Origin of the sequence: Streptomyces sp. NPDC014727, from assembly GCF_043083485.1 — a bacterium.
In the GTDB taxonomy this organism is placed as follows: domain Bacteria; phylum Actinomycetota; class Actinomycetes; order Streptomycetales; family Streptomycetaceae; genus Streptomyces.
This window is the reverse complement of record NZ_JBIBYR010000043.1, coordinates 23,875-47,522: the sequence shown is the minus strand read 5'-3', so window position 1 is coordinate 47,522 and position 23,648 is coordinate 23,875. Positions and strand designations below refer to the sequence as shown.

At 68.8% G+C, this 23,648-nt stretch carries 15 protein-coding genes and 3 pseudogenes; 6 read left to right on the top strand and 12 right to left on the bottom strand.

Features of this window, described 5'->3' with window-relative positions; all coding sequences use genetic code 11:
- Positions 1 to 596: 596 nt before the first annotated feature.
- Positions 597 to 809: a hypothetical protein gene (locus tag ACF1B9_RS35770; RefSeq protein WP_391746768.1), complete on the bottom strand. Its 213-nt coding sequence runs from the start codon at positions 807 to 809 to the stop codon at positions 597 to 599.
- Between the two features lie 219 nt (positions 810 to 1,028).
- Here ACF1B9_RS35770 and ACF1B9_RS35765 point away from each other — a divergent pair, with 219 nt between their 5' ends.
- Positions 1,029 to 3,704: a Helicase associated domain protein gene (locus ACF1B9_RS35765; protein ID WP_391746769.1), complete on the top strand. Its 2,676-nt coding sequence runs from the start codon at positions 1,029 to 1,031 to the stop codon at positions 3,702 to 3,704.
- Between the two features lie 330 nt (positions 3,705 to 4,034).
- Here ACF1B9_RS35765 and ACF1B9_RS35760 read toward each other — a convergent pair whose 3' ends face one another.
- The gene (locus tag ACF1B9_RS35760; protein WP_391746770.1) at positions 4,035 to 5,003 is read right to left on the bottom strand and encodes a hypothetical protein; all 969 of its coding nucleotides are present in this window, start codon (positions 5,001 to 5,003) and stop codon (positions 4,035 to 4,037) included.
- A gap of 388 nt (positions 5,004 to 5,391) precedes the next feature.
- Positions 5,392 to 5,520 carry a hypothetical protein gene (locus tag ACF1B9_RS35755; protein ID WP_391746771.1) on the bottom strand — a complete coding sequence of 43 codons (129 nt, stop codon included), beginning with the start codon at positions 5,518 to 5,520 and terminating at the stop codon, positions 5,392 to 5,394.
- A 1,189-nt stretch (positions 5,521 to 6,709) separates the two neighbouring features.
- On the opposite strand from ACF1B9_RS35755, the gene ACF1B9_RS35750 reads away from it, so the two are divergent.
- Both ACF1B9_RS35750 and ACF1B9_RS35745 read left to right on the top strand, forming a co-directional pair.
- Positions 6,710 to 8,485, top strand: a complete 1,776-nt coding sequence (locus ACF1B9_RS35750; protein ID WP_391746772.1) for a hypothetical protein — start codon at positions 6,710 to 6,712, stop codon at positions 8,483 to 8,485.
- On the top strand, positions 8,470 to 9,231 hold the full coding sequence (locus ACF1B9_RS35745) for a hypothetical protein (protein ID WP_391746773.1): 762 nt from the start codon (positions 8,470 to 8,472) through the stop codon (positions 9,229 to 9,231). Before ACF1B9_RS35750 ends, ACF1B9_RS35745 begins: the two co-directional genes overlap by 16 nt.
- 186 nt (positions 9,232 to 9,417) lie before the next feature.
- Here ACF1B9_RS35745 and ACF1B9_RS35740 read toward each other — a convergent pair whose 3' ends face one another.
- From ACF1B9_RS35740 to ACF1B9_RS35730, 3 genes are read right to left on the bottom strand one after another with little or no spacing between them, the layout of a single operon-like run.
- On the bottom strand, positions 9,418 to 9,978 hold the full coding sequence (locus ACF1B9_RS35740) for a DUF6262 family protein (RefSeq protein ID WP_391746774.1): 561 nt from the start codon (positions 9,976 to 9,978) through the stop codon (positions 9,418 to 9,420).
- Positions 9,975 to 12,476, bottom strand: coding sequence for a tyrosine-type recombinase/integrase (locus ACF1B9_RS35735; RefSeq protein WP_391746775.1), 2,502 nt, complete (start codon positions 12,474 to 12,476; stop codon positions 9,975 to 9,977). Before ACF1B9_RS35735 ends, ACF1B9_RS35740 begins: the two co-directional genes overlap by 4 nt.
- On the bottom strand, positions 12,473 to 13,630 hold the full coding sequence (locus ACF1B9_RS35730) for a tyrosine-type recombinase/integrase (protein WP_391746776.1): 1,158 nt from the start codon (positions 13,628 to 13,630) through the stop codon (positions 12,473 to 12,475). The genes ACF1B9_RS35735 and ACF1B9_RS35730 overlap by 4 nt, the downstream gene beginning before the upstream one ends.
- Positions 13,631 to 13,738: 108 nt before the next feature.
- Here ACF1B9_RS35730 and ACF1B9_RS35725 point away from each other — a divergent pair.
- Positions 13,739 to 14,942 (top strand): annotated as a pseudogene (locus tag ACF1B9_RS35725) (helicase associated domain-containing protein); the annotation flags it as partial.
- Positions 14,943 to 15,009: 67 nt separating this feature from the next.
- Here the strand turns inward: ACF1B9_RS35725 and ACF1B9_RS35720 are convergent.
- The 6 genes from ACF1B9_RS35720 to ACF1B9_RS35695 all read right to left on the bottom strand — a co-directional run bounded on the left by ACF1B9_RS35720 (position 15,010) and on the right by ACF1B9_RS35695 (position 21,442).
- Positions 15,010 to 15,393 (bottom strand): hypothetical protein, encoded by a 384-nt coding sequence (locus ACF1B9_RS35720; RefSeq protein ID WP_391746777.1) that lies wholly within the window; start codon positions 15,391 to 15,393, stop codon positions 15,010 to 15,012.
- Between the two features lie 112 nt (positions 15,394 to 15,505).
- The gene (gene tpg / locus ACF1B9_RS35715; RefSeq protein ID WP_391746778.1) at positions 15,506 to 16,063 is read right to left on the bottom strand and encodes a telomere-protecting terminal protein Tpg; all 558 of its coding nucleotides are present in this window, start codon (positions 16,061 to 16,063) and stop codon (positions 15,506 to 15,508) included.
- A 6-nt stretch (positions 16,064 to 16,069) separates the two neighbouring features.
- Positions 16,070 to 18,304: a telomere-associated protein Tap gene (tap, locus tag ACF1B9_RS35710; RefSeq protein ID WP_391746779.1), complete on the bottom strand. Its 2,235-nt coding sequence runs from the start codon at positions 18,302 to 18,304 to the stop codon at positions 16,070 to 16,072.
- A gap of 662 nt (positions 18,305 to 18,966) precedes the next feature.
- A complete protein-coding gene (locus ACF1B9_RS35705) occupies positions 18,967 to 19,362 on the bottom strand; it encodes a nucleotidyltransferase domain-containing protein (RefSeq protein ID WP_391746780.1) in 396 nt (131 codons plus the stop codon).
- A 51-nt stretch (positions 19,363 to 19,413) separates the two neighbouring features.
- Positions 19,414 to 19,914 (bottom strand): hypothetical protein, encoded by a 501-nt coding sequence (locus ACF1B9_RS35700; protein ID WP_391746781.1) that lies wholly within the window; start codon positions 19,912 to 19,914, stop codon positions 19,414 to 19,416.
- 49 nt (positions 19,915 to 19,963) lie between these two features.
- Entirely contained in the window at positions 19,964 to 21,442 is a 1,479-nt protein-coding gene (locus tag ACF1B9_RS35695; RefSeq protein ID WP_391795971.1) for a helix-turn-helix domain-containing protein, read from the bottom strand.
- Between the two features lie 371 nt (positions 21,443 to 21,813).
- On the opposite strand from ACF1B9_RS35695, the pseudogene ACF1B9_RS35690 reads away from it, so the two are divergent.
- Positions 21,814 to 22,880, top strand: a pseudogene (locus ACF1B9_RS35690) (integrase core domain-containing protein).
- Between the two features lie 136 nt (positions 22,881 to 23,016).
- Positions 23,017 to 23,560, top strand: a pseudogene (locus tag ACF1B9_RS35685) (IS5 family transposase); the annotation flags it as partial.
- Between the last annotated feature and the right edge of the window lie 88 nt (positions 23,561 to 23,648).

The window sequence follows — 23,648 nt, the reverse complement described above, 5'->3', positions numbered from 1 at the left end:
CCCGCGGAGCGGGTACCACATCGCTGCGCGATGTGCAAGCGAACACCCGTGCTGCGCACGGGTGTTGCGCTCCCGCTCCGCGTGAGCGGAGCGGGAGGCTGCGCCTCCCGCTCAACCCGACTGCTGCACAGTCGGGTTGACGCTCCGTCCGCTGCGCTCCCGGAGCGGCGGGACTGTGTCCCGCTCCCGGGCTTCCGCTTCGCTTCAACCCGGGAGGGCGGGTCCGCTGCGCTCCCTCGCCTGACAGTCCCTCCGGCTACGCCTCCAGGACAAGAGCCCGCTGACGCGGGCTCAAGCTGACTACGAGGGGAGGGGTCGCTCGTGTCGGGTTCTCGTGTAGTAGCTGCATCAGCTTGATGCAGTATGTACCGTTGGCGGAAACATGGGACACACCCCAACCGCCCGGGAACTTTCCCGGAATTTCGAGAGGAGCGACCGCAGATGACCGGTCACCACGAATCTACCGGACCTGATCCCGCGCTGAGTAGCATTCTGCGCGCCGGGTGAGTCAGTATCAGGCGGCGGGCGTCAACGCCCGGTTGAGGCTGTTCGCGCTCCTGGAGGCGCAGGGCGTGCCCGCGAGCGAGGCGGACGGCCTAGTGGCAGCGCTGGAGACCGAAGCGGTCGCCGGGGCGCAGAGCGAGGTAGTCGAGCTGGACGGCATGGCGCCGGCCTCTCGGGGCGAGCAGTTCGCGGACGGCTGGGACGACGGCGTGACGGCCGTGAGTGAGGCCCTGGTGGGCATCGCGGACCGGGACTGGTCCCGGCGCGGCGGTCGGTCGGCCGGGGCCGCTGAACTGGCCGTACATCTCACGGACGTGAGGCAGCGTGAGTACCGCGCGGGGACTACGTCGTCTGCACCCTCAGTGCCGGGCACTACGCCCCGGACGGCAGGCCGCCCTTCAAGGACGGAAAGCCCGGCGGCTGGCACAAGGCGGATGCGTCGATCTGGAAACTTGGGCGCGGCCTGCACTCCGCACGCGGCCATCTGAAAGACCACAGGAATAGGAATCGGGGAGGGCTTAGAAATGCTTTTGGTTCCGCTCAAGGAACACCAGGTCGACCAGAAGTTGAGCTTTCGTAACTGGGTCGGATTTCCTGCAAGATCTTTTGTGCCTCCGGAGGGGGCGCGTGCCATGGGGGTGTCCGCGACCGGGTCCGGGAAGACGATTACCACCGCTGCGTGCGCTCTGGAGTTCTTCCCGGACGGGCGGATCCTCGTCATGGTGCCCACGCTGGACCTGGTCGTGCAGAGTGCTCAGTCCTGGCGGCGGGTGGGGCACCGGGCGCCGATGGTGGCGGTCTGCTCGGTGGACAAGGACGAGGTGCTGGAGCAGCTCGGGGTGCGCACCACCACCAACCCGATCCAGCTCGCCCTGTGGGCCGGGACCGGGCCGGTGGTCGTGTTCGCCACGTACGCCTCTCTCGTGGACCGCGAGGACCCCGCCGATGTCACTGGTCGCCGGACTGTGCCTGGGCCGTTGGAATCGGCTCTGGCGGGCGGGGAGCGGCTGTACGGGCAGCGGATGGCTCCGTTCGACCTGGCCATTCTGGACGAGGGGCACATGACCGCGGGGGACATGGGGCGGCCGTGGGCGGCGATCCACGACAACAGCCGGATTCCCGTCGACTTCCGGCTCTATCTGACCGCGACTCCGCGGATCCTCGCCGCGCCCCGGCCGCAGCGGGGCCGGGACGGGCGGGAGGTGGTAATCGCGTCGATGGAGGATGACTCCAGCACCTACGGCACCCGGATTTTCGACCTTGGGCTGGCGGAGGCGGTGGAGCGGTCGATCCTCTCAGGGTTCGAGATCGACGTGCTGGAGATCCGCGACCCGGACCCGATCCTGGGCCTGTCGGAGGACGCGCTGCGTGGCCGGCGCATGGCCCTGCTCCAGGCGGCGCTGCTGGAGCATGCGGCGCAGATGAATCTGCACACCACCATGGTGTTCCACCAGCGGGTGGAGGAGGCGGCCGCGTTCGCCGAGCAGATGCCGCGCACGGCCGCCGAGCTGTACACCGCCGAGGCCTCTACGGCGGCGCTGGCAGGTGCGGGCGAGCTGCCCGTGTCGTCGATCGACGCCGAGCTGTACGAGCTGGAGGAGGGCCGTCACATGCCTGCCGACCGGGTGTGGGCGGACTGGCTGTGCGGGGACCATCCCATCGCGCACCGGCGTGCGGTGATCCACCGGTTCGCCAATGGCATCGACGCCCAGAACCGGCGGGTGCACCGGGCGTTCCTGTCCTCGGTGCGGGCACTCGGTGTCGGGGTGGACATCACCGGACTGCGCGGGGTCGAGGCCGTGTGCATCGTAGGCTCGCGCAGCTCCCAGGTCGACGTCGTCCAGAACATCGGACGCGCCCTGCGCCCCAACCCAGACGGCACGACCAAGACCGCACGGATCATCATCCCCGTCTTCCTCCAGCCCGGCGAGGACCCCAAGGACATGATCGCCTCGGCCAGCTACCAGCCCCTGGTCGACATCCTCCAAGCCCTGCGCTCGCACTCGGAACGCATGGTCGACCAGCTCGCCTCCCGCGCCCTGACCCGCAGTGAGGAACGCCGACGCACCCACGTCCGCCCCGCCGCCGCGACCGGGTCGGAGAACGGGGACGACCAAGAGGCGAGTGCCGAGGCGCAGCGGGAGGTCGACCGCGTCACCTCGGTCGTGGTCAACTTCGCCTCCCCCCGCGACGCCGCCGACATCGCCGCCCTGACCCGCTGCCGTGTCATCCGGCCCGAGTCCCTGGTCTGGCTGGAGGGCTACCAGGCCCTGATCCGCTGGCGCGCCGAAAACGAGATCACCGGCCTGCACGCAGTGCCGTACGACACCGAAACCACCGTCGGCGTCACGAAGGACTACCCCCTCGGCCGCTGGGTCCACCAGCAGAGGAAAGCGCTGCGGGCGGGTGAGCTGGAGGAGCGGCGCAAGACCCTGCTGGACGCCCCGGAGGCCGGCATGGTCTGGGAGCCGGGCGAAGAGGCGTGGGAGAACAAACTCGCCGCGTTCCGGTCCTACCGGCGAGCCACCGGACACCTCGCACCCCGGCAAGACGCCGTCTGGGGCGAGGGCCAGGCAATGGTGCCCATCGGGCAGCACCTGGCGAACCTCCGGCGGAAGGGGCAGAAGAACGGTCTGGGCAAGGACCCGGAACGAGCAGCGGTGCGTGCCGCGCAGCTGACGACGATCGACCCGGACTGGAACTGCCCCTGGCCGCTCGACTGGCAACGCCACTACCGCGTCCTCGCCGACCTCGTCGACGCCGACGGCCACCTGCCCGACATCCAGCCCGGCGTGCTCTTCGAGGGCGACGACATCGGACGATGGCTCACGCGGCAGAAACAGCCCGGCACCTGGAAACAACTCTCCGCCGAACAGCAGGAACGACTGACAACGTCGCTGGGCGTGCAGCCCACTGAAGCACCGTCTCCCGCCCCAGCGGCTGCGCGGTCGACGAAGGGATCGGGCAAGGCGCAGCAGGCATTCCAGCGCGGCCTCGCGGCCCTCACGCAATGGGTGGAACGGGAAGGCGTAGACCGGCCGGTCCCGCGCGGGCACAGTGAGGAGATCGCGGTCGATGACGAGGCGGAGCCGGTGCTCGTGAAGCTGGGCGTATGGGTCTCCAACACCCGCGCGAGGCGAGACAAACTCGACCTGGAGCAGCTCGCCGCACTGCGGCAGCTCGGCATCGAATGGGCATGATACCGCCACCGGCCCGTCGCTGAACCAGCCGGACAGCGAAGAGCACGAAGTCCCGGGAGCACGAGCCCCGGGACTTCGTGCTGTAAGCATGACTGGTGTCTCAGCTGCTGTCGCCATCCTGATCAGTCTCTGCGTCCGGGGCCTCGTGGGTGGCGGTCACTCCTGGGACGAGGCGATCGGTGTCCGACAGTTCAAGCGCGCGGTGAACTCCGGAGATGGGTGGGGGATCGTTGTCCGCCACGATGATCTGCAGGTCGTCGATGTGCTCGCGGGCAGCGGTGAGCAGGGTGGTGTAGCCGTTCGAGGTCGACGCCTTCGTGGCCGACGTTGTTACTGATGCCGTCGATGACCAGGATGTTCGGTAGCGGAATGCTGTTGCCGCCGAGAGCGACGAGTTGGTGTGCGAGGACGTGCGCCACGTTGACGAGGACTTCCACTCCTTGAGACCCGAGGTCTGCGAAGGGTCGGCCGTCGACGATGGGATGTGCCTGACGGTTCTTCGAACCGGGGGGTGTCGAAGGCACGGAGAATCGTCTCGAAGGCTTCGTCGAGTTGCCGCAACCGTTCCTGGACGGCAGGGTTGCTGTGCCGTGAAGCGTCGATGCTCGCGTTGAGAGATTCCTGTTCCTGCTCTAGTTCGGCAATGCGGCGTGCTTGCTTCTGGGAGCGCTCGTATAGCGATAGAGCTTGTTCCAGGCTGACCAGGCGTTCTTCAAGCCGGGCCTGTTCGGCGGCTGTGGCGCGGATACGGTCGGTCTGATCGCTGACGAAGGCTGACGTGGCTTGGTCCAGCTGTGCTCCGAGGTCGTTGCGGAGTCGGGCGTGGCCTGCGCGTGCGGCTTGGAGTTCTTCGATCCTTTTCGTGCTGCGTTCGATGAGCTGCTTGGTTTCCGAAACCTGCTCGATGACCCGGTCCTGCTCACTGGCGAGGGATGACGGTGCCGCGGTCTGCGGAGGGGTCTGCAGGCACAGGCGGCAGGTGTCCTCGTCCCCGCGTTCTGGTACGCCGGATCCGCATCGGGGGCAGGTGTGGAACTCGAAGTCGTTGAGGAGCCGCTCCGCGACGAGGGCGCGGGTAAGGCGACGGCTTTGGGCGATGAGCTGGTCGTGCAGCTCGCGCAGGTTGGCTACCGCTGCGGATTCCGCGGCGGTAGCCATGTCGACGCGTGCGAGTTCGGCTTCAGCGTCAGCGATCCGAGAGCGCAGGGTCACGGTGGAAGGGTCGGTGAGCTCACTCGTCAGATGCTGGTCCGCGGTGCGTGCCGCGCGGAGCTTGGCCTCGGTTGCCGTGCGCTGCACCTCCAGCTGGGCTTGTGAGCCGAAGGCTGTCTCGGCCAGGAGTCGTTCCAGGGTGACGGAGTCTGCGGTGAGGGCCTTGAGCTCCGTGGAGACTTCGCGAAGCCGTTCCCGAAGTCCGGTGGATTCGGGGTCGTGAATGCCGTAGAGAATCTCGAAGACGTAGCGGCGTTTGATGTTCTTCGCGTAGTTGTCAGCGGTACGAGACGGGCGCGGCGGACGCAGCGCACGGTGCCCTCCAGCGTCGCGGACAGCCGATCTTCCGCTTCGCGCAGGACGAAGCCGGTGAGCCGGTCTGCGCGGCGTCGGACGTCGTGGCCGTCGCCATGGCGTACCGGGTCGTCGGCCCCGGGCAAACCCGCCGCGTGGAAGGGCTTGCCCAGCTCGGATGTCAGCGGCCGGCGGGCTCGGGGTAGCGCTGGCGGCGGCCTGGGTCGTCGACGCCGATCTCGTACCAGGGCTCGCTCCGCTGGAGCCGGGGCAGGGTGTTCACCCACACCGCGACGGCGATGCTCTTCACGTCGGCGGCGAGCGCCTGGAGGCGGTTGTCGAGCAGGTGCTCCGCCTTGCCCGCCAGAACGACATGCAGCCGCAGGGAGGTTTGGGAGCGCGTGTAGTTTTGCCAGAACGGGAGCGTGCTGCCGATTGTGCCGCGGGCTCCTTCCTGGACGCGGTGCCCGGCGTAACGCTCGTAGTACCAGACCTCCTTGGCGAGGTGGGCCTGGGAGCTCGAAGAGGCGCACCTCGCTGGTCTTGGTCGGCACGGCGAGAACGGCGTCGGCGTTGAAGCTGCGGCCGGTCTCCTTGATGGCGTGGTTGACCTCCACCTGCCAGTCGGTCAGGTGGTCCCGGCCGCCGAAGGCGAGGATCGTGTCCGTCACCGCGACACCGTGCGGACCGAGCCCGGCCTTCACCTCTTTCACTCCGGCGCCTGCCTTTGGTCGGGGAGGTAGCTCGTTGCCGTCGGCCAGGGCCTTCTGTTCCGCCGGGGGCAGGTTCCGGATCGAGTGCCGTCCGGCCTTGCCGTACGTCTCCGCCAGCTTGTTTATCGCCCTGCGCACTTACGACCGACCGTCCGCATCCTCCGCCATGATCGCCTGAGCCATCTGCCGGGCGGCGGCTATCCGCACGCCCCTCAGCATCCGCAGCGCATCGGCCCGTATCTTGCCGGCCGTGGGAGCGGACTCCTTCCCCTTCGCCGATGTCTCAGCGGAAGAGAGAGGCGTCGGTGCGTCGGGAGGCCTCACCGGTGCACCGTAGAGCCCGCCGCGCCGCCCCGAACCAGAACCAGTTACCCCGGGCACGCGTCGCCGCGCCAATACCTCAACTCGCTTGCCTGACGGTGCGATTGAGATGTTAGTTCACCTGATCCGGTGAACTCAGCCTGCTCTGTATGGCGGTTGCTTCACGGACGGTGGCAGATTCCGTGGTGCACGTCGGTGGCTCATCACCGGCGTTCGCCTCATGCCGCCTCCGGCGGAGCAGGAGCAAGCTGCGAGCGGTCCAGGCGCCACTGAGGCGCTGTTGGGGCTGATCGTTCTTCGGACGCTGGCCGGTGGACCGTACGGAGCGAGGACCGCCGCACACCCTCATGGTGTCGGCCCGACTCCTCGCTGGCACGAGGCTTCTGCACTCGGGCGCGTGACACGCTCCCGACGGTCGGGAGTTTCTGTGCTCGCCCGGGACGCCCCGGGTGGAAGGACGACACCATGGCCGTAAATCGGTCCGACGACATCTACCCGCAGATCGGCACCACCGCTTGGGGTGATCGCCTCGCGGACGCAATCGAGAACACCTGCGCGGATCACGGTGTCGTGCCGCCGCCGCGGGAGGCGATCCTCGAGGGACTGGCCGCCGCGCTGCCAGACACCGAGATCAAAGCCCTGATTGCCACCCAGCGCGGCAGGAGGGTTCTCAAGCCCACCGTCTGCAGGCCCGCGAAGGCCGGCGACGAGCAGGTGCTCCTGTTGACCTGCGACGTACACGGGGCCGCGGTGGTCCCGTGGGATCTCAACGACCGCACCGCCGTCTACTGGTCGTCGCCCGCCCCGAAGGCCAGCCGGCGCGTCAAGGACCTCGTCGCCGCCGAGCTGGCGCTCCAGGACGCCACGAAGAGCGCGAAGTCCGCCGAGAAAGAGCGAGAGGCGCTGCGCCGGGCGCCGGGGGACGACACGTACGCGCCGCAGGCGCTGGCGGCCGCTACGCAGAAGCATCAGGACGCTATCCGCCGCGTGCACGAGCTCGAATCCAAACGGCATGCGCTCCTTTCCGCTCTTGGCCACCGGCGGCCGCGCCCGGTGGTCCGCGCCGCCCAGGAGGACGGGCATCCGATGGCGGCGCTCACCCTCGCCGAGCAGCCCTACGCAGTGGCAGTCCACATGCAGCGGTACGCCGCCGACAACCTGGAGCGCGCCGGGAAGACCCGCGGGTACGACCTGGCTGAGTCCCTCGTGGCCGGAGGCCAGCTCTCCAAGGGCATGAATGTCCTGCAGCAGTGGCAGATCGCCCACGCCGACGGCACGGTGTCGAAGCTGTGGCGGATGGTCGCCGTGACCGGGAACAACCGTGCGCTGGCCCGTCTCAGTGTCTTCCGGGTGCGGCCGGAGCACCTGGTCACCGGGATGCCCCAGTCCCTCGTGCCCATGCCGAAGGACAAGAAGGACGGCCCCGAGCCGCTGCTGCTGAGTCAGCGGGAGGTCCTGAACCGACTCTCCGCCCGGCTCAACAGGGATGGTGCGAAGCCGGAAACCGAGGCGACCGACCCGTCGCTCAGGGCGGCGAAGATCGCCACGGTATCCGCGGAGATCGTGATCGGCTGCACCAAGCCCGACGCCCTGGAGCATGTCCTGCGGGCCTTGAACGTCGACGATCACCTGCGCGGCATTCAGCCCTACGACGAGGACGCGCGGCTGGTCGCCCTGTTCGCAACGCTCGTCGACGCCTACGCCAGGGAGTCGATCCTCGCGGACTCGCTCGCCGATGCGTTCCCCGACGCGCGCGCCGCGGACCTCCTCGATCTGACGGGGGTACGCGACGCGCTGACGGTCAACGGGCCGCTCGATCCGCTGGAGCCGCTCGTGCCCGCGGGCGCCGACATCTCCCCGGCCGTGCTGCGCGACGTCGCGGTGCGTGCCATCACCGCGCTGGTGTTTCCCGGTATCCCGCCCGAGACTCCGCAGAAGACGAACGGGCGCACCGTCCGCGACACCGGGCGGTTCTGGCCCGAGGGACGCTGCAGGAGCCGGCGTGGAGCCAGATCCGGGCAAAGACGGCCGAGGCGCGTACGCGCCTGTGGTCCGCCGCCGTCGCGCAGTTGTTCGTACACCGGGGCAACATCCTCTCCGCCCTCGGTCTCTTCGGCACCGCGGAGACCAAGGATGGTGCCGGACAGGATCCGAGGCCGCTCACAGAGCTGCTCCTCGGAGCGGAGGCCGGTGACGCAGCCGCCTGGTCCGCCCTGGTTCAGCGGATGGCACCGGCCCTGATCCACGCTCCGCAGCCGTTCATCACCGCGGGGCAGGGCAGCGAGGCGGGCACCGGCCGCAAGGGTGTGCGCCGCACCCCCAAGAGCGCTCTCGCCGCTCTGACACTGGCCTACACGAGGGGCGCGCCGGGCGTCAGCCGGGCCCTGCTGCTCGCGTTCGCAAAGGCCGTTCTGGAGCACCCGGACGCGCCCCGGCCTCCTAAGGCGGACGACGGTACGACCCTGATCTGCTATGGCGAGCAGCACTGGGCCGAGGCGGACCGGACGGCGATCACCGAGGGGATGGTGGTCGTTCCGGACACCGAGGGCCGGCCCACCCATTACGTCGCCGACAAGGCGTGGTTCGACGAGCTGTTCCCCGTGGACCTCGGTGCCCCAGCGCCGACCACATCCGTAACCTCCATCAACGCCTCCGCGGCCGCCGGGAACACGGCGGACGCCGGTGCCCCGACCACCGCGCACGGCGAGGCGGCTGCCGACCCGCGCGACCGCCTGGCCGCCCTGCGCCGGGAGCTGCCCGCACGGGTCGAACTCGTCGAGGGGAGCTACCAGAAGGCGGTGGACGCCGCCTACACCCTGATGACGGATTTCGAGGAGGCTCACCGCCTGCGAGTCCAGCTCGGGGAGGACCCGCTCCCGGCCGAACAGCGGATCGAGTGGATGGAGAAGCTGACGAAGGCCCGAGCCGCGGCTCAGGCCAGCGTGACAACGCTCGAACAGGTGGAAGCACTGATCCTGAAGGTCTGACTGGCCGGATCGGATACGAGCGGGCCCTCGAATCGATCGGGGCCCGCCCTCCTCGCTCGCCCTTCCTCGAAACAGGCTGCAGGTATTCGAACGTGCACACTGTTGTGAGCATCGACTGGGGCGCCCCATGGAGTGCCACTGCAATCCCACAGGGCGGACCGTCCATGGCGCGAGGTACCCGGTCTTTCAAGGACTTCTGTTCTCTTCTCGGATCATGCGCCGGAGGCTGGTGCGTGCCGCGCCCAGGTCTGCCTCGAGGCTCGTCACCTGGCTGTGGAGCGCGTGATTGTCTTCGGTTGCCTGGCGGAGCGCGTCCTGGAGTCGCTGGTTGTCTCGGGCGAGGTGGTCGACGCGTTCGGTCAGGTCCTTGGTGCCGAGGGCGTCGAGCTGTTGTCCGAGCTGGTGCCGGAGGGCTTGCCGCATCCGCTCCTTCTCTTCGCGGAGGTCTCGGACCTCCTGCCTGGCCAGCTCGAGTTCCGTGCGCAGCGTCGCATTGGGGGTTCGAGTGTCTGCGGGTCGGGGGGCCTTGGGCTGCTGGCGCTGCTGGGCGGCTTCGATGTGTTCGCGGATGCCTTCGGTGTAGGTGAGCCAGGTGGAGACGCCGGCGGTGCGGGCGACCGCGGCGTGAGTGATCTTTTTGCCCTGTTGTTCCAGAGTGGTGAGGGCGGTGAGGGCGCGCTGGCGTTTGTCGAGGCTGTCGCGGCGGCGAGCCTGGACGAGGGTGTGCGCGTTGCCGCGGGGGTTCATACCGTATCCGTCCTCGTGATCACGGTGAGGGGCAGGAGGGTGTGGGTGCCTGCGCGGGCTTTGCGCAGGATGGCGCTGGCTTCCTCGATCTCCTGGCGTTCGGCGTCGGGGAGGGAGGCGAGTTGGCGGCGCATGCGGTCGGTGACCTGCTCGAAGGCGCTGATCTGGGCGGTGAGGGCGGTGGTGACGAATTCGGCGGCGTCCATGGCCTGGGCGGTTTCGCGGTCGGCGCGCAGTTCGTTGATGTGCTGTTCGATCGCTGTGAGGTAGGAGGGGTCGGGGCGGTAGTAGCCGCAGCCCGCGCATTGGAAGCGGATGGGGCAGGAGCTGCCGCCGGCTTTGACGTTGCTGGGTTCGGTGCAGCCGCCGTAGGGGACGGCGACCGAGCGCAGTTCGTATGCGGATTCGGAGCAGGGGCTGGGTCGGCCGTGGTTGTCGACGACGTGTGCGGAGAGTTTGGTGACGGCGTCGCGTTTTCGTTTGAGGGAGACGGTGTAGTAGCGCTGGGTGGTGCTGACGGACTTGTGGTCCATCAGTTCGCGCAGGACGTCGAGGGGGGTTCCGGCGTCTGCGTGGCGTTGTGCGTAGGAGTGGCGGAAGGCGTAGGCGTAGATGAGGGCCCGGTCGAAGGGCAGTGGGTTACCGTGCGGGTCGGCGCCTTCGCTGTGGAGGTGGGGGATGGAGTCGACCCAGTGGCGCAGGGTCTCTCCGAGGTAGCTGGTGTGCAGGTAGGGGCGGGTGGCGAGGTGGGTCAGGGCGGGGAAGAGGAAGGCTGTACCGGCTGGCGGGAGGGTGGGCTGCAGTTGGTCGCGGCGAGCTCTCCAGGTACGGATGGCGTCGGCGGTGGATGTGGTGATGGGCAGGCGCCGGCGGTGACGGCGGGTCTTGTGGTTGTTCCAGATCAGGGAGATCTGGTCGTTACGGGTCTCAAGGCAGTCCAGGGGCAGGGAGAGGACTTCCAGGGGTCGTCGCCCGGTGTCCCTGAGCAGGATGTACAGGGTGCGGTACATCAGTTGCAGGTCTGCGGGGGCGAGGGTGCGCTGGCCTCGGGCCTTGCCCTGTCCGAGGAGGTCGAGGTGGGCGTCGAGCTGGCGGATCACCGGCTCGGGGATGGCTTTGCCGATCTCGTCCTCGTTGGTTTCCTCTTGTGCAATCCGGTGGGTGGCGGGGTCGCGGACGAAGGCGGCTGAGAGGTTTTCGGTGGTACCGGAGCGCCGGCTGTAGTCGATCAGGGCGAAGAAGTGGCTCGCGATGGACATCCGGTAGTTCCAGCCGGCGGGTTCGCCGTTCAGTTTGAGCGCGGTGCGGAACGCCTCGACCACAGCGGTGACGTCGTCGTAGCGCAGCCGTGCGGGGTCGTCGGTGCCCGGGCGGGGCGCGAGGACCCGGGAAGCGAGCTCCACCCCGCGCAGCGTGCGGCCGAACTCGTCCGCTCCGGGGCGCTGCTGGATCGTCCAGGTCCGCAGCAGGTCGCGCAGCCAGCGTTGCTTGATGGTGCGCAGGTCGACGGTCTTGGGGGTTCTGATGCCTGCCGGTGTGCGGGACCGCTGGCCCAGCGCGCGCAGGTCCAGGATGTCGTCCTTGGCCGGCGCTGTTCCTGTGTATTCGGCATGGGCGGCCTGGACCGCGGTGCGGACGCGGGTGAGGAGCCTGAGGACGGCGACGTCGGAACGCGGGCACATCTGCTCGTCGGTGACGGCACTGACGAGTGTGGCGGTGCCGGCAAGGCCGCGGACCATGCGGCGGACCTGAGAAGGCTCGAAGATCCGCAGCCAGGGTTCTGCCTGCTGCAGGCCGTAGAGGACCTCAAGGCGCAGCTGCTCGGGCAGAGGGAGAAGGCTGAACTGGTGCGGGGCAAGGTACGGAGGCTGCTGCGCCGCCCATGGGGCTACCGGGGCGTCGGGGTGGGAGCGGCGGTGTTCGCGGAAGCGCTTCGCATGGTGGCGGCACAGGCCCCGGCCGTAGAGGGCCGGCAGCGGGCAGGCGGGCGCCGGGCATGCGGGGGTATCGGTGTAGGGGGCTGTGGTGTCTTCCCACCGGCCGGGGTGCTTCCGGCGGGCGTGGGTCTTCCACTGGGTGTAGTGCGTGAGGCACAACTGCCTGCAGTGGCGTGGGCGGACACAGCGCTGCCCGTCCTTACTGAAGCCGCACTGGTCCGGTACCCCGCCGAAGGGCACCCGGTTGCGTTCGGGCACGAAGGTGCGGGCGAACTCCTCGGCCGGCTGGGGCGACGTCTTCTGTTGTTCCTTGCAGAAGGGGCAGAAGATCCCTGCCGGGGAGACCACGGTGTCGCATACGTTCGTACGACACAGCGACACCGAGCTCCGCGGCTCATGGACGCTGCCGGTGAATAGCCAGCAGTCCGTCCGCCACTCAGTAGGCCGCCAGACGGGGTCCATGCGGGCCGTCAGCCACGACTCCCATCCTGACGCGTGGGAGTCCGGCGGGGCGGCGGCGCGTGGTGCGGGTACCAGTGCGGTCACGGTGGGGAGGCTCACGGGCGTTCCTTGAGGGAGTCGACGTGCTCGACGGCGGCGCGTGCTTCGGCGTCGTCGACATGGCGGTAGCGCTCCATCGACAGCGGTGAGGCGTGGCCCAGCAGCCGCTGCACGACATCCCGGTCGACTCCGTCGCGCAGCCATCGCGTCGCTGCCGAGTGACGCAGCATGTGCGGGCGGCACGCATGCCCCGCGGTACGGGCCAGGCGGTCGAACATCTCTTTGGTGTTCGGGTACGACATGGCACCGCCCAGCGGCGGGCGGAACAGGTTCACGAAGACCATCTCCGACTCCGCGGCCTGGTCCACCCGGTCCCGCTCGAACTGGTAGTCCGTGTACAGCGCGACCAGGTCGGCGGTGACCGGCACCATGCGGGAGAAGCGGGACTTCGCCAGGGCCCGGTTGGGGTTGTCGGTGCGGCGGAGGACATGCACGTGCGGGCCCTCGATCCCGCAGCCCACCGCGCGCGAGGAGGCCAGCAGGTGCATATCGCCGCGGTGCAGACCGAGCGCTTCGCCGATCCGCAGACCAGTACATGCCAGCAGCGCGATCAGGAAGCGGTCCCGCGCTCTCAAGGCGATGGCGATCATGTGGCGGATCTGCTCGTCGCTGAGGTCCTCATAGCCCGGCTCAGCGATCCTGAACCGGAACGAGGCCGCCTCCACCTCGCGCCGCTGGCCGAACTCGCCCGTGTCGTAGCCGGGTGGAGTGAAACGCAGCAGCTTCGGCTCCGACAGCAGGGCGGTCGTGGAGGCCGGCACCCAGCCGTGCGTAGCACCGAAGCGGAGGAACTCCGCCACCGCTGTCATCACCGCGTTCGCCGTCGCCCGGGAACGGAACCGGGCTGGCCCCGGCCGGGCCTCACTGCTGCGGGACGGCAAAGGCGCATCGATGAGCCACTGCTGCAGCCCGGCAAGCCCGAGAAAGCCTGGCGTCACCCAGTCCAGTCGCCGCATCAGGCAGTAGTTCAGGTACAGGGCGACTCTGCCGGCGTAGACCCGCTCGGTGTTCGGCGAGCAGTCCCGGGCCCGCAGCGAAGCAAGATAGGCCACCGCCTCGGTCTGCAGACCGTAAGTCCGGGAATCGACCACGACCCACCGGTTCACGCCCGTTGCCGGAGAGACCGCCCGCTCACCTACGTAGATCCGTTCCACGTGCCGAACGTAACCACCACTCCCCCACCCTCACCCCGCAGTTCACCCGACATCATTCCCGCAGGTGACAACCCAAACAAACATCCCTCACACCCGAACCACCTCTAGATAAAGGGCCTGCGCAGCCACGATGAGCGCCTGGTCGAGCAGCTCGCCTCCCGCGCTGCTCACCAGCGGCAAGCGCAAGGCCCACCTCCAGCGCGATGAGGACGGACGGATCGTCGGGACCGGCGGAGAGGCCGACGGCGAGGACCAGGAGCAGGACAACACCGACGCCGCAGCCGAGTCCGCCCTGCTGCACTTCTCCTCTCCCCGCGACGCGGCGACGATCGCCGCGTTCCTGCGCACCCGGGTCTACCGGCCGGAGTCGCTGGTGTGGCTGGAGGGCTACCAGGCCCTCATCCGCTGGCGGGCGGACAACGAGATCACCGGTGTGTACGCCGTGCCCTACGACGTTGAGGTCGAAGTCGGGGCGACGAAGGCATTTCCGCTTGGGCGATGGGTCCACCAACAGCGAAGGGCCCTGCGAGCCGGGGGGCTGGAGGAGCGGCGCAAGGTCCTCCTGGACGCGCCGGAGGCCGGAATGGTCTGGGAGCCCGGCGAGGAAGCGTGGGAGGCCAAGCTCGCCGCGCTCCGGTCCTACCGGCGGGCCACCGGGCACCTCGCGCCGCGTCAGGACGCGGTGTGGGGCGAGGGCGAGGCGATGGTGCCCATCGGGCAGCACATGGCCAACCTCCGGCGCAAGGGCGCAAAGAACGGCCTGGGCAAGGACCCGGAACGGGCCGCCGCACGCGCGGCGCAGCTCACCGAGATCGACCCCGACTGGAACTGCCCATGGCCACTGGACTGGCAACGCCACTACCGCGTCCTGGCAGACCTGGTCGACGCCGACGGCCAGCTGCCCGACATCGCACCCGGCGTGCTGATGGACGGCGACGACATCGGCAAGTGGCTCCAGCAGCAGAAGCAGCCGGGCACCTGGGCGCGGCTCCTGACCGAGCAGTAGGAGCGGCTGACCGTGCTGGGCGTGAAGCCGCTTGAGGCGCCGTTTGCCGCCCCGGGTGCGACGAAGGGCCAGGGCAAGGCTCAGCAGGCGTTCCAGCGAGGCCTGGCGGCGCTCGCGCAGTGGGTTGAGCGGGAAGGCGCACGACCTGTACCGCGCGGCCACGCTGAGGACATCGTGATCGACGGCGAGACGGACCCGGTGATCGTGAAACTGGGCGTATGGACATCGAACACTCGCGCGAGGCGGGACAAGCTCACCCAGGACCAGCTGGCCGCGCTCCGGGAACTCGGCATCGACTGGGCATGAGGTCTTCGGCGCCCTCATAGCAGAGAGCGGAAGCGTCACGCTTCCGGCTGCGCCTGGGGCGGGGCTGCTACTTGAGGCGTCGGGCTAGTGAGGGGACTACACCTTTATCATCGAGCTGTCCGGCCAATGCGCCAAGGGCCGCACCCTGAACGACCGGTGTCCAACGCGCCAAGAGCTCCATCAGCGCCGGGACACTCTCGGCATACACCGTCTCGTAGTAAGAGCTGGTGGAAACGTTGACGATGAACTCCAGCTCAGACCCGGCCTTCTCACTGCGGTAGATCTCCAGAGCGATAGGTGTCGTGTCCTGTTGGGGGAATTTGGTCCAAGACGAGTAGCCGGCTGCCTTCACCTCGGCTTCCCAGTCATCCAGATGCCGGTGCGAAGCAAGCGGGTCATCCGCCTGCCGCCATTCGCCATGCGTCGTGAACACCCAGATTTTGTTGTCCATGTCCCCACCGTGCCCTAACTTCCCGGTCAGCATGGCCTGTTCGAGAGGTAGTGGCTGATAGCTGCGCCTGCAGCGCCGTTCCCGTCTGGATGACGATTGCGCTTTTCGGGGGCTACAGGTCGAACTCCAGGTGCTCGATGTCGGTGAAGCGGACCTGCTCCAGCTGGCCGGCGCGGCGGCCGTTGTCCTGGAAGTACACCTCCTTGAGCGCTTCGGCGGCGATCTGCTGGAGCTGCTGGTCGCTGGCGCCCTGATCCTGGGCGTCGAAGAGGCGGGCGGCGTAGCGGGGCGGCAGCGCGACGGTCAGGTGCCGGAGGCGGTCCTCGTCCGTCGTCCCGATCGGCGCGGTGTAACCGATCCGGGCGCGGGTGTCGATGACAATGCCGCCCGTGGTCGCCGCCTTCCGCCGGGCCTGGGCGCGGATCTGCGGCTGCCACCGCTTCTTCACCTCGTTCTCCAGGCGGGCGGCGAGGTCCGGGCGGGGCTTTTTAATCTGGTCTTTGACGTACCGTTCGACGGTGCGCTGGGAGATGCGCAGCATCTGTGCGACCGCCTTGGTGCTCTTGAGCTGCTTGACCAGGTACCGCATCTGCGCGGGCGCGCTCTTGGGCGCCGGGCGAGTGAACGCCTTCTGCACCGCGGCGTCCAGGCCGTCCCCGAACACACTCATCGCCTGCTACTTCCCGTTGTCGACGTCGGTGACGGTGCCGTCCTTGATGTACCGGGCGAGATTGAGCTGCGGGGCGTTGAACTGCTCGCGCACGCCCTCGCCCCACAGCACGCTCTGGGTGCCCTCCCACTTCACCAGGCCCGGGTTCACCCCGAGCTTGAAGCCGCCCGGCAGCGGCTTGCCGTCCCGGTAGGGCAGGAAGTCCAGCGGCGACGGTCCGTGGGAGGCGTAGACGGCGCAGTCCGAGAGGACGGCCACCGGGTACTGCCCGGTGAAGGCGGCGTGCTTGACGATCTTGCGGTGCATGTTGATCCGGGTTCGGGAGATGACCGCGGCGCGGATGTCCGGGCGCCAGGTGGGCCGGGCAAGGGCCCGCCACGGCTGCCCGGGCTTCCAGCCCTCGCCACGCGGGCGCTCGCGCAGCTTGCCGATGCCACCCTTCACGGTCGCCTTGATCGCGGACACCACGATCGCCAGCTGGGGGTCACGCTGCCGGTAGCCGTCCATCGCCTTCAGGAACTCCTCCGGGGACAGATCTGCGTCCACCCCGAGGTCGGCCATCGTGGCGACGTAGGCGTCGCGCAGCCGGTTGTACCAGGCGTCCAGGTAGCGGCCGTTGTCGTAGCGCACCCACGCCTCGATCGGGCGCACCTCGTAGCCCAGCTCCACCGCGTACGCCACGGTCGGCGTCGCGTACCACGCCGGGCCCTCGGGCCGCTCTCCCTTCGGCGTGAATGGGCTGGGCAGCAGACTGCCGTCCAGGTCCACCCACTTGTCCTTGGCGAGCTTCACGCGAGACAGGTCGACGTGGGAGAGGTCAACCAGCCAGGAGCCGGGCAGTTTCGCATCGAAGACGGGATTCTTGACGTGCGCCGGCGCGCCCAGGCCGACCGTGAGGCCGTTCGCGCCGGCGGCGAAGGCCATGTTCACGTCGATGCCCACCAGGTGGGGGCGCAGGCATTCAGCGTCGGTGAGCGGGCGCGCCCAGTCATACGCCTCCTCCACCAGAACCTCAGCCGGAGTGCGATGGTGGAAGCGCGGCAGGTCGGCAAGGAGCGGGTGCCCGTCGGGAGCCTCGCACGGCGCGCAGTCCACCGAATCCTTGCCCAACGAGCCGGGGTTGTGCTCGGAGTGCCGTTTGCCCGTCGCGTCCGGTTCGGAGGCGCGGGTCGGCGGGTGTAGGGCGGTCATCAGCTCCAGGCCGGTCACGGCGGTGGAGCCGCGCGGCGTCATCACCCGGGCCGCATACGTGCCCAGCAGCCGGGCGAGGTCCGCCGGCGGAAGCTGGGCGGCCTCGGACCAGTGCCGGGTGTCGAGCGCGTCCCACGACGGGATGCACAACTGCACGCAGGATCGCTCCGCGCCCTGCGCCGGGCGGTAGATCCGCGCCCACGGCCCGAACCCGCGCTTGGTCAGCTGCCAGTCGGCGCGCTTCAGCTGCTTGATGACCTTGTGGCCCTCCGGGATCCGGCCGGCCAGGCGCTCTTCCTTGGTGAGCGTCACCGGCAGGCCGTAGTGCTCGCACGCGGTCTCGGTCAGCACGATCAGCGGGTCGCCGTCCTTGCCCGGCCCCGACAACTTCGGCTGACCGAGCCGCCCTTCGCGCAGCGTCCACTCCACCAGGGCCGCAATCGACTTCGCCGGTACGTCCAGGACCAAGCCACCGACGCAGTACGCCAGCACCTGACCATCTGCGTCGACGTCGACGACCGCGAGCGGCCCGTTCTCGAAACGCGGATCGGCGCCGCCCGCCGGGGTGCCTGCTGGGGCGGCCATCTTCACGGCCAAGCGGGCCAGGCGGTGCGACGTCGGCGTGGTCGTGGCCGCCGGATGCGCTACAGCGGCAGGGCCAGCGGGGCGGCGTGCGGTGTTCGCGGGCTCCGCAGTCGGGCCTGTGGGGCCAGTGCGGGCCGGTTCGGCTGCCGATGGCGCAGGAGCGGCCGCAACAGCAGACGTCTCGGGGACCGCCGTGTCCGTCGCGAGCGCTGCGGCGTTGGGGTCGGCGGGGTAGAGCTGGGCGAGTTGCTTGAGCATGCGGGCGTAGGCGTCGCGCTCTGGCGGCCGCGGCTCGGTCTTGCCGGCCTCCCAGCCGCTGACCGTCGCGCGCCGCACCTGCAGCGCGGCGGCCACCTCGTCCAGCGTCAGGCCGTGCGCCTGGCGCAGCCGCCTGCGTTCCGCCGGGGGCGGCAACGGGGAGCGGGACGCGATGAGCGCGTCGACCGCGTCGAACAGCTCGGACATACAGAACCTCCTGTCCCGCAACCCTAGCGTGAAGCGCACGTTTCGCGTACCAAACGCGTACGGATGGCGTAAGTGATGGTTGAGGCTCCACGGTCGACCGTCAGAAGGACGCACTGCGGGAGCTGGGCCTGGAGTGGGCGTAGGAGCCCCGAGTTTGCTCCCCCGCCAAGCCGTGGCTGGTGACCCATAACGAGTGAGGCCGACTAGCGGTTATCGGAGTTGCAGATCAACGAACCGGGCAGGGCACGGGCGGCAGGAATCGGAAGCTGGCGCCGTTAGGGGCGGGGCCGATGCTCCTGGCAGGTGGGGTGTGGCGGGTGGCACCGCTGCAAGGTGAGATGACGCAGTCGTTCCTGAGCCGGGTGGCTGCACGCTATGGCGTAGGGCTCAGGGATCTTCTGGCGGCAATCGCTGAGGTGGGCGGGCTGTCGAACATCACCGGTCAGACGCGGCTGGACAGCGAGGTGTATCTGAACCGGCAGGCCCGGGATCGGGTGTCCCAGCTGTGCCGAGTTCCGGAGCGTCATCTGCGGTGGGCGCTGCCTGCCTGGGCGCAGGAGGAGCCTCGAAAGCGGTTCGCCGCAGGTCCAGCAGCGCAGTTTCATCACACTGCGGAGAAGGTTGTGCCCTGGGGGCCGGCGTGTCCTGAGTGCGCGGCGCGATCAGCCGGGCGCGCCGCGGGCGCGCGCTGCGGCGAGCCGGGCGCGGGCGGCGCCGATGGGTTCGCCGCGGTTCCACAGCGGCGTCAGTTCGAATCCTTCCGCTTCGAGGGTCTTTCGTTCGCCGAAGTGGATCTGCAGGCCGCTGCTGTTGCCCTTGAGGGCGCGCTTCATCGAGGCGGAGGGGTCGCGGCCGTAGGACAGGGCGTGAAGGAACTCGGAGGTGAGACGGTCGTCCCTGCGGTGTTCCACGACCAGGTCGACGTCCGAGGGGTTCAGTGCGCCGCGTGCGTAGGAGCCGAAGACGAGGATCTTGTCGACGAGGTCCAGCGGCCAGGCTCCCTTTTCCAGCCGGTCGAGCATGTCGTTCAGGAGCGTGGTGGCGCGCTCGCGTTTCACGCGAAGACCTCCGCTGGTCGGTTCGGATGCCGGTGGCGTGGACAGGTGGTTTCAGCCGGTCTGCCGTGGGGTGGCGGGGACTCGGGAGATGATCCTGCTGAGGGCCCCGGTGTAGGTGGTGCCCAGTTCGGTCACGGTCCCGGGGAAGGGGCCCGAGCCGTGCCGCAGGGCACTGACATGGTTTTCCGGCAGGAGCACCCGGTCGCCGACGTCGAGCGTGCCGGGACCGCGCCAGCGGTATCCGTAGCCGTCGACGGTGACGGCCTGGTCGCCGTCGACGTCGAAGCGGCGGTTCTTGGCGTCGAGTTCTTCCCGCAGGGTTCGTATCTGACGCTCAAGGTGTTCGATCTGGGCGGCCTCTGTGCGTTGTCTCCACGCTCTTTCCTTCGCCCGGCCGGTGTCCATGCCCTGCCGGTATGCCTCCACGAGGGCCTTCTCGTGGTCGGTGGTGTGGAGTTTGCAGGCGAATCCCGGACCGGAGAACTGCGCGCGGCAGGGAGCGCCGGACTTGGTGGGGCGCCCGCAGGGCCGGTGATGTACCTCGTCGAACACGGAGATTCCTCACAGAGTGGTGGAGCGGCGGCAGGTGTGTAGCGGTGACTTACGGCAGGGTGGTCGCCAGTGAGATCACCGGCTGGGAAATGGCCTGCGGGATGCAGGCGGGAGTGGTGCGGCCTGCTTGGGTGCAGGTCAGGGTGAGGAGTTGGAGGTAGCCGAGGGAGACCGGCCGTCCAGGGAGCTTGCCCGTTGCCTGTTCGAAGCGTTGCAATGTGGCGGGCTTGATGCCCAGGTGGCCGGCGGCGTCGTGGAGATCGAGCCCTGCGGCTTCGCGGGCTTCCAGGAGAGGTTCGGCGTTGTCGTGCCAGACCTGCGGCGCCGGCTCGCTGCTCTCCCGGGCGACACCGGCCCGGGCCGTGGCAAGGGCTGCCTGGATTCGATCGTTACGGGGTCCGAGCAGGAACCGGGCCAGCCGGGCAGCATCGGCCTTGCGGTCGGCGCCTTCGCTCCAGGGCCGGGAGGCTTCCTCGAACACGCGGCCTCGGGCCGTGGCGCATTCCTCGCGCTCGGCGGGGTCGGTGCCGTAGGTGCGGTGCCGGTCGCTGGTGCAGGCCAGCGTGCTGTCCTCTGCGAGGTCCATGTCGCGGTCCTTGTCGTCGCTCTCGATCCCGTCGATCACTTCCCGGACCTGGCGGCGTTCCTGTGGGGACAGGACGCGCGCGAGTGCCTCCGCGGCCGCTTGGGCTTCGTGCCGGCCGGCGGGCTCGAAGCCGGCGCCCCAGGCATAGGATGCGTCTTCGCCCTCCGCCTTCTGGAAAGCCACGTCCATGGCTTCGAAGGTGTGCGGGCTCCACGCATGCATCATCAGGATGATCTCCCGCAAAGCCTCCTGGATTGCCAGCTCCGTCTCGGGAACGGCACTGTTGCTGTGCCGGCGCCGGGTTCCGGCCATCCAGTCGGTGAAGGTTTCAGGCTGGCGGGGATCGGAGGGTTGTGCGTCGGCGAACCAGCGTGCCGATCTCACGACGCAGGCGTGCGCGTGCTGGATGGCTGCGTACCAGCCGAACAGCGCCTGCCGGTAGTCGTCCACATGCCCGTCCTCGGCGAAGGTGCCGGTCTGCGTACGGCAGTGCTGCGGGCATTCCGCCGCACTCACCCGGTACAGGGCGGCACGGGTCTCGGGGAACGTCAGCAGAGCGGCATCCAGGTGCTCGTACTTGGGGCCACGGTTACGGCGCTTCTCAAGCCCGTGCTCGAGGAAGACATGGAAGCGGGGCTCCTCACGCCAGTGAGCCGCCGCGCTGCGGACACGCACGTCGCCTTGCCACGCTCCGGTCGCGATGACCTCCCGCAACGCCGAGGCCACGTCCCGGCGCAGGGCCGCACCCCATGCGATCAGGACCGGCAGGCGCTGCGGATCGTCCCTCAGCGCGGACATCACCAGGTTGACGTCATCGTGACGGTGAAGATGACGCTGGAACACGAACGCCCCCATTGATGCAGCAGACCCCGGCCCTGGCTCCCCTGTGGGTGCTGGGTGTGTGGAGCACAGTGCCTTCATCCTGCACCACGGTTCGGACACTCGCACCGCAGTCCGCTGAGCCAGCCAACCAAGCCGAATGTACAAGGGGTTGGCCGTCTTCCCACACGGCCGGTGCTCCTGTCGGCAGGAGCACAGCGTCAGAGGCACGTCCCGGGGTGGGCTGATCAGCCTGGGGTGCCGCCGAGGGCGATGAAGACTTCGCGCCGGAGTTCCGCACGTGGGATGTGGCGTACGAGGCGTCCGTATCGGGTTTCGTACGGAATGAGGGCAGTGCGGATGCGGTGATACAGGTCGGGGTGTCGGCGGACGAGTTCGTCGCAGGCTTGGTCGCCGTGTGCCGTTCGGAAACTCATCGCCGCTGCTCAGAGTGGGTCTGGTGCACGATGGCGGGCGTCTGGAACCCTGTCCGGATGTTCGTCTCACTGGTGTATCGGGTGGCACGGAAGCTGCTGTCGGTCCCGACGGTGCTGCTACGCCGACGCGCGGCAAAGGATGCCGAATTGCTGGTGCTGCAGCATGAGAACGTGCTGCGCAGGCAGCTCTCGGGAACGGTGCGGTACGAACCGGCGGACCGGCTGTGGTTCGCTGCACTGTCCTCGCTGATCCCGCGATGCCGGTGGGCGCACGTGTTCCCAGTGACGCCCGCGACCCTTCTCGCTTGGCACCGCAGACTGATCGCCCGCAAGTGGAACTACAGCAAGCGCCGGCCGGGCAGGCCGCCGACCGCGGGCGCGGTGAAGGCGCTGGTGCTGCGGCTGGCCGAAGAGAATCCGCGGTGGGGCTGTCGTCGGATCCAAGGTGAACTCGCTCGTCTGGGGCATTCGATCGGCGCCACGACGGTCTGGGAGATCCTGACGGCGGCCGGAATCGAGCCGGCCCCGCGCCGCAGTGGGCCGACGTGGCGCGAGTTCCTGACCGCGCAGGCCAAGGGCGTGACCGCCTGCGACTTCGTGCACATCGACCTGGTTGACCTGCGCCGGGTGTACGCGCTGGTGTTCCTCGAGCACGGCACGCGCCGCCTGCATGTCGCCGAGGTGACTGCGCATCCGACCGGGGCCTGGACGGAGGCGAGAAACCTCGCCGTCGAGCTGGGCGTGCGGGTCAACTCGCTTCGCTTCCTCCTTCGCGACCGGGACGCAAAGTACACCGAGTCCTTCGACGCGGTCTTCGCGGCCGACGGCATCGACGTCGTGAGGACCGCTCCGCGGGTTCCTCGGATGAATGCGCACTGCGAACGAGTCATTGGAACCCTGCGGCGCGAAGTCCTCGATCACTACTGATCTGGAACGAGACCCATGCCCGGCAGATCCTGGACACCTATGCCCGGCACTACAACCGGCATCGCCCACATCAGGCTCGGCGACAGCTCCCGCCCCTCGTCCAGGAGCGCCCGGGGCCCGCGAGCGATCTGACCGTGCACCGAGTCCGACGGACCCGAGTACTCGGCGTCATCAATGAGTACAGATACGCATCCTGACCAGCAACGATGAGTATCCGAACGGCACAGGCTCAGGCGGTGACCGCGTCATGGTGGCAGCGGAGGTGGCCTCGCGAGCAGCTGTGCCCGGTGCGTCTGCGCGCGTTGTGGGCATCCAAGATGGAGTGGATGACGCCTGTGGGGCCGGCTGCACGAGGCCGTCATCGATCGCATCCACGAGTGCGGGCTGCTCGAACTGTCACGCGTGGTCCTCGACTCCGCCCACGTACGGGCAAAGAAAGGGGCGAACTCACAGGCCCGAGCCCCGTGGACCGGGGCAAGCCCGGTTCCAAGATGCACGTCCTGTCGGACGCGGCCGGACTGCCCCTCGTCGGCGGCGTCTCCGCCGCCAACACCCACGACAGCCACGGCCTGAAGCCCATGACGGCCGGTCTCCAATCGAGACACGACCCCACCGCGGCGAAAACTACAAGCCCCGCAAACTCCACGCCGACAAGGCCTACGACATACCTGAACTGCGGAAATGGCTCCGCGGAAAACGTATCGGCGTCCGCATCGCCCGCAAAGGCATCGAATCCAGCGAACGGCTCGGGCGCCGAAGGCGGGTCATCGAGCGGACCATGTCGTGGCTGACCGGCTACCGCAGACTCAACCACCGCTACGAACGCCACCCCCGCAACTACCTGGCCTTCCTCGGCCTCGCCGCCGCCCTCTGCTGCCGTGACGAACGACGGAATCGCACTCACAGGGCCCGGGGCCCGCATCGAGCTCCTGGACATCACCGAGGCGCAGTGGCAAAGTGCGGCG

Bases quoted from the DNA above. Each gene is read 5' to 3' on its own strand.
- ACF1B9_RS35770 (WP_391746768.1), bottom strand. From the start codon at position 809: ATGTACGGCCAGTTCAGCGGCCCCGGCCGACCGACCGCCGCGCCGGGA.
- ACF1B9_RS35765 (WP_391746769.1), top strand. From the start codon at position 1,029: ATGCTTTTGGTTCCGCTCAAGGAACACCAGGTCGACCAGAAGTTGAGC.
- ACF1B9_RS35750 (WP_391746772.1), top strand. From the start codon at position 6,710: ATGGCCGTAAATCGGTCCGACGACATCTACCCGCAGATCGGCACCACC.
- ACF1B9_RS35745 (WP_391746773.1), top strand. From the start codon at position 8,470: ATGGCACCGGCCCTGATCCACGCTCCGCAGCCGTTCATCACCGCGGGG.
- ACF1B9_RS35740 (WP_391746774.1), bottom strand. From the start codon at position 9,978: ATGAACCCCCGCGGCAACGCGCACACCCTCGTCCAGGCTCGCCGCCGC.
- ACF1B9_RS35720 (WP_391746777.1), bottom strand. From the start codon at position 15,393: ATGGACAACAAAATCTGGGTGTTCACGACGCATGGCGAATGGCGGCAG.
- tpg (WP_391746778.1), bottom strand. From the start codon at position 16,063: ATGAGTGTGTTCGGGGACGGCCTGGACGCCGCGGTGCAGAAGGCGTTC.
- tap (WP_391746779.1), bottom strand. From the start codon at position 18,304: ATGTCCGAGCTGTTCGACGCGGTCGACGCGCTCATCGCGTCCCGCTCC.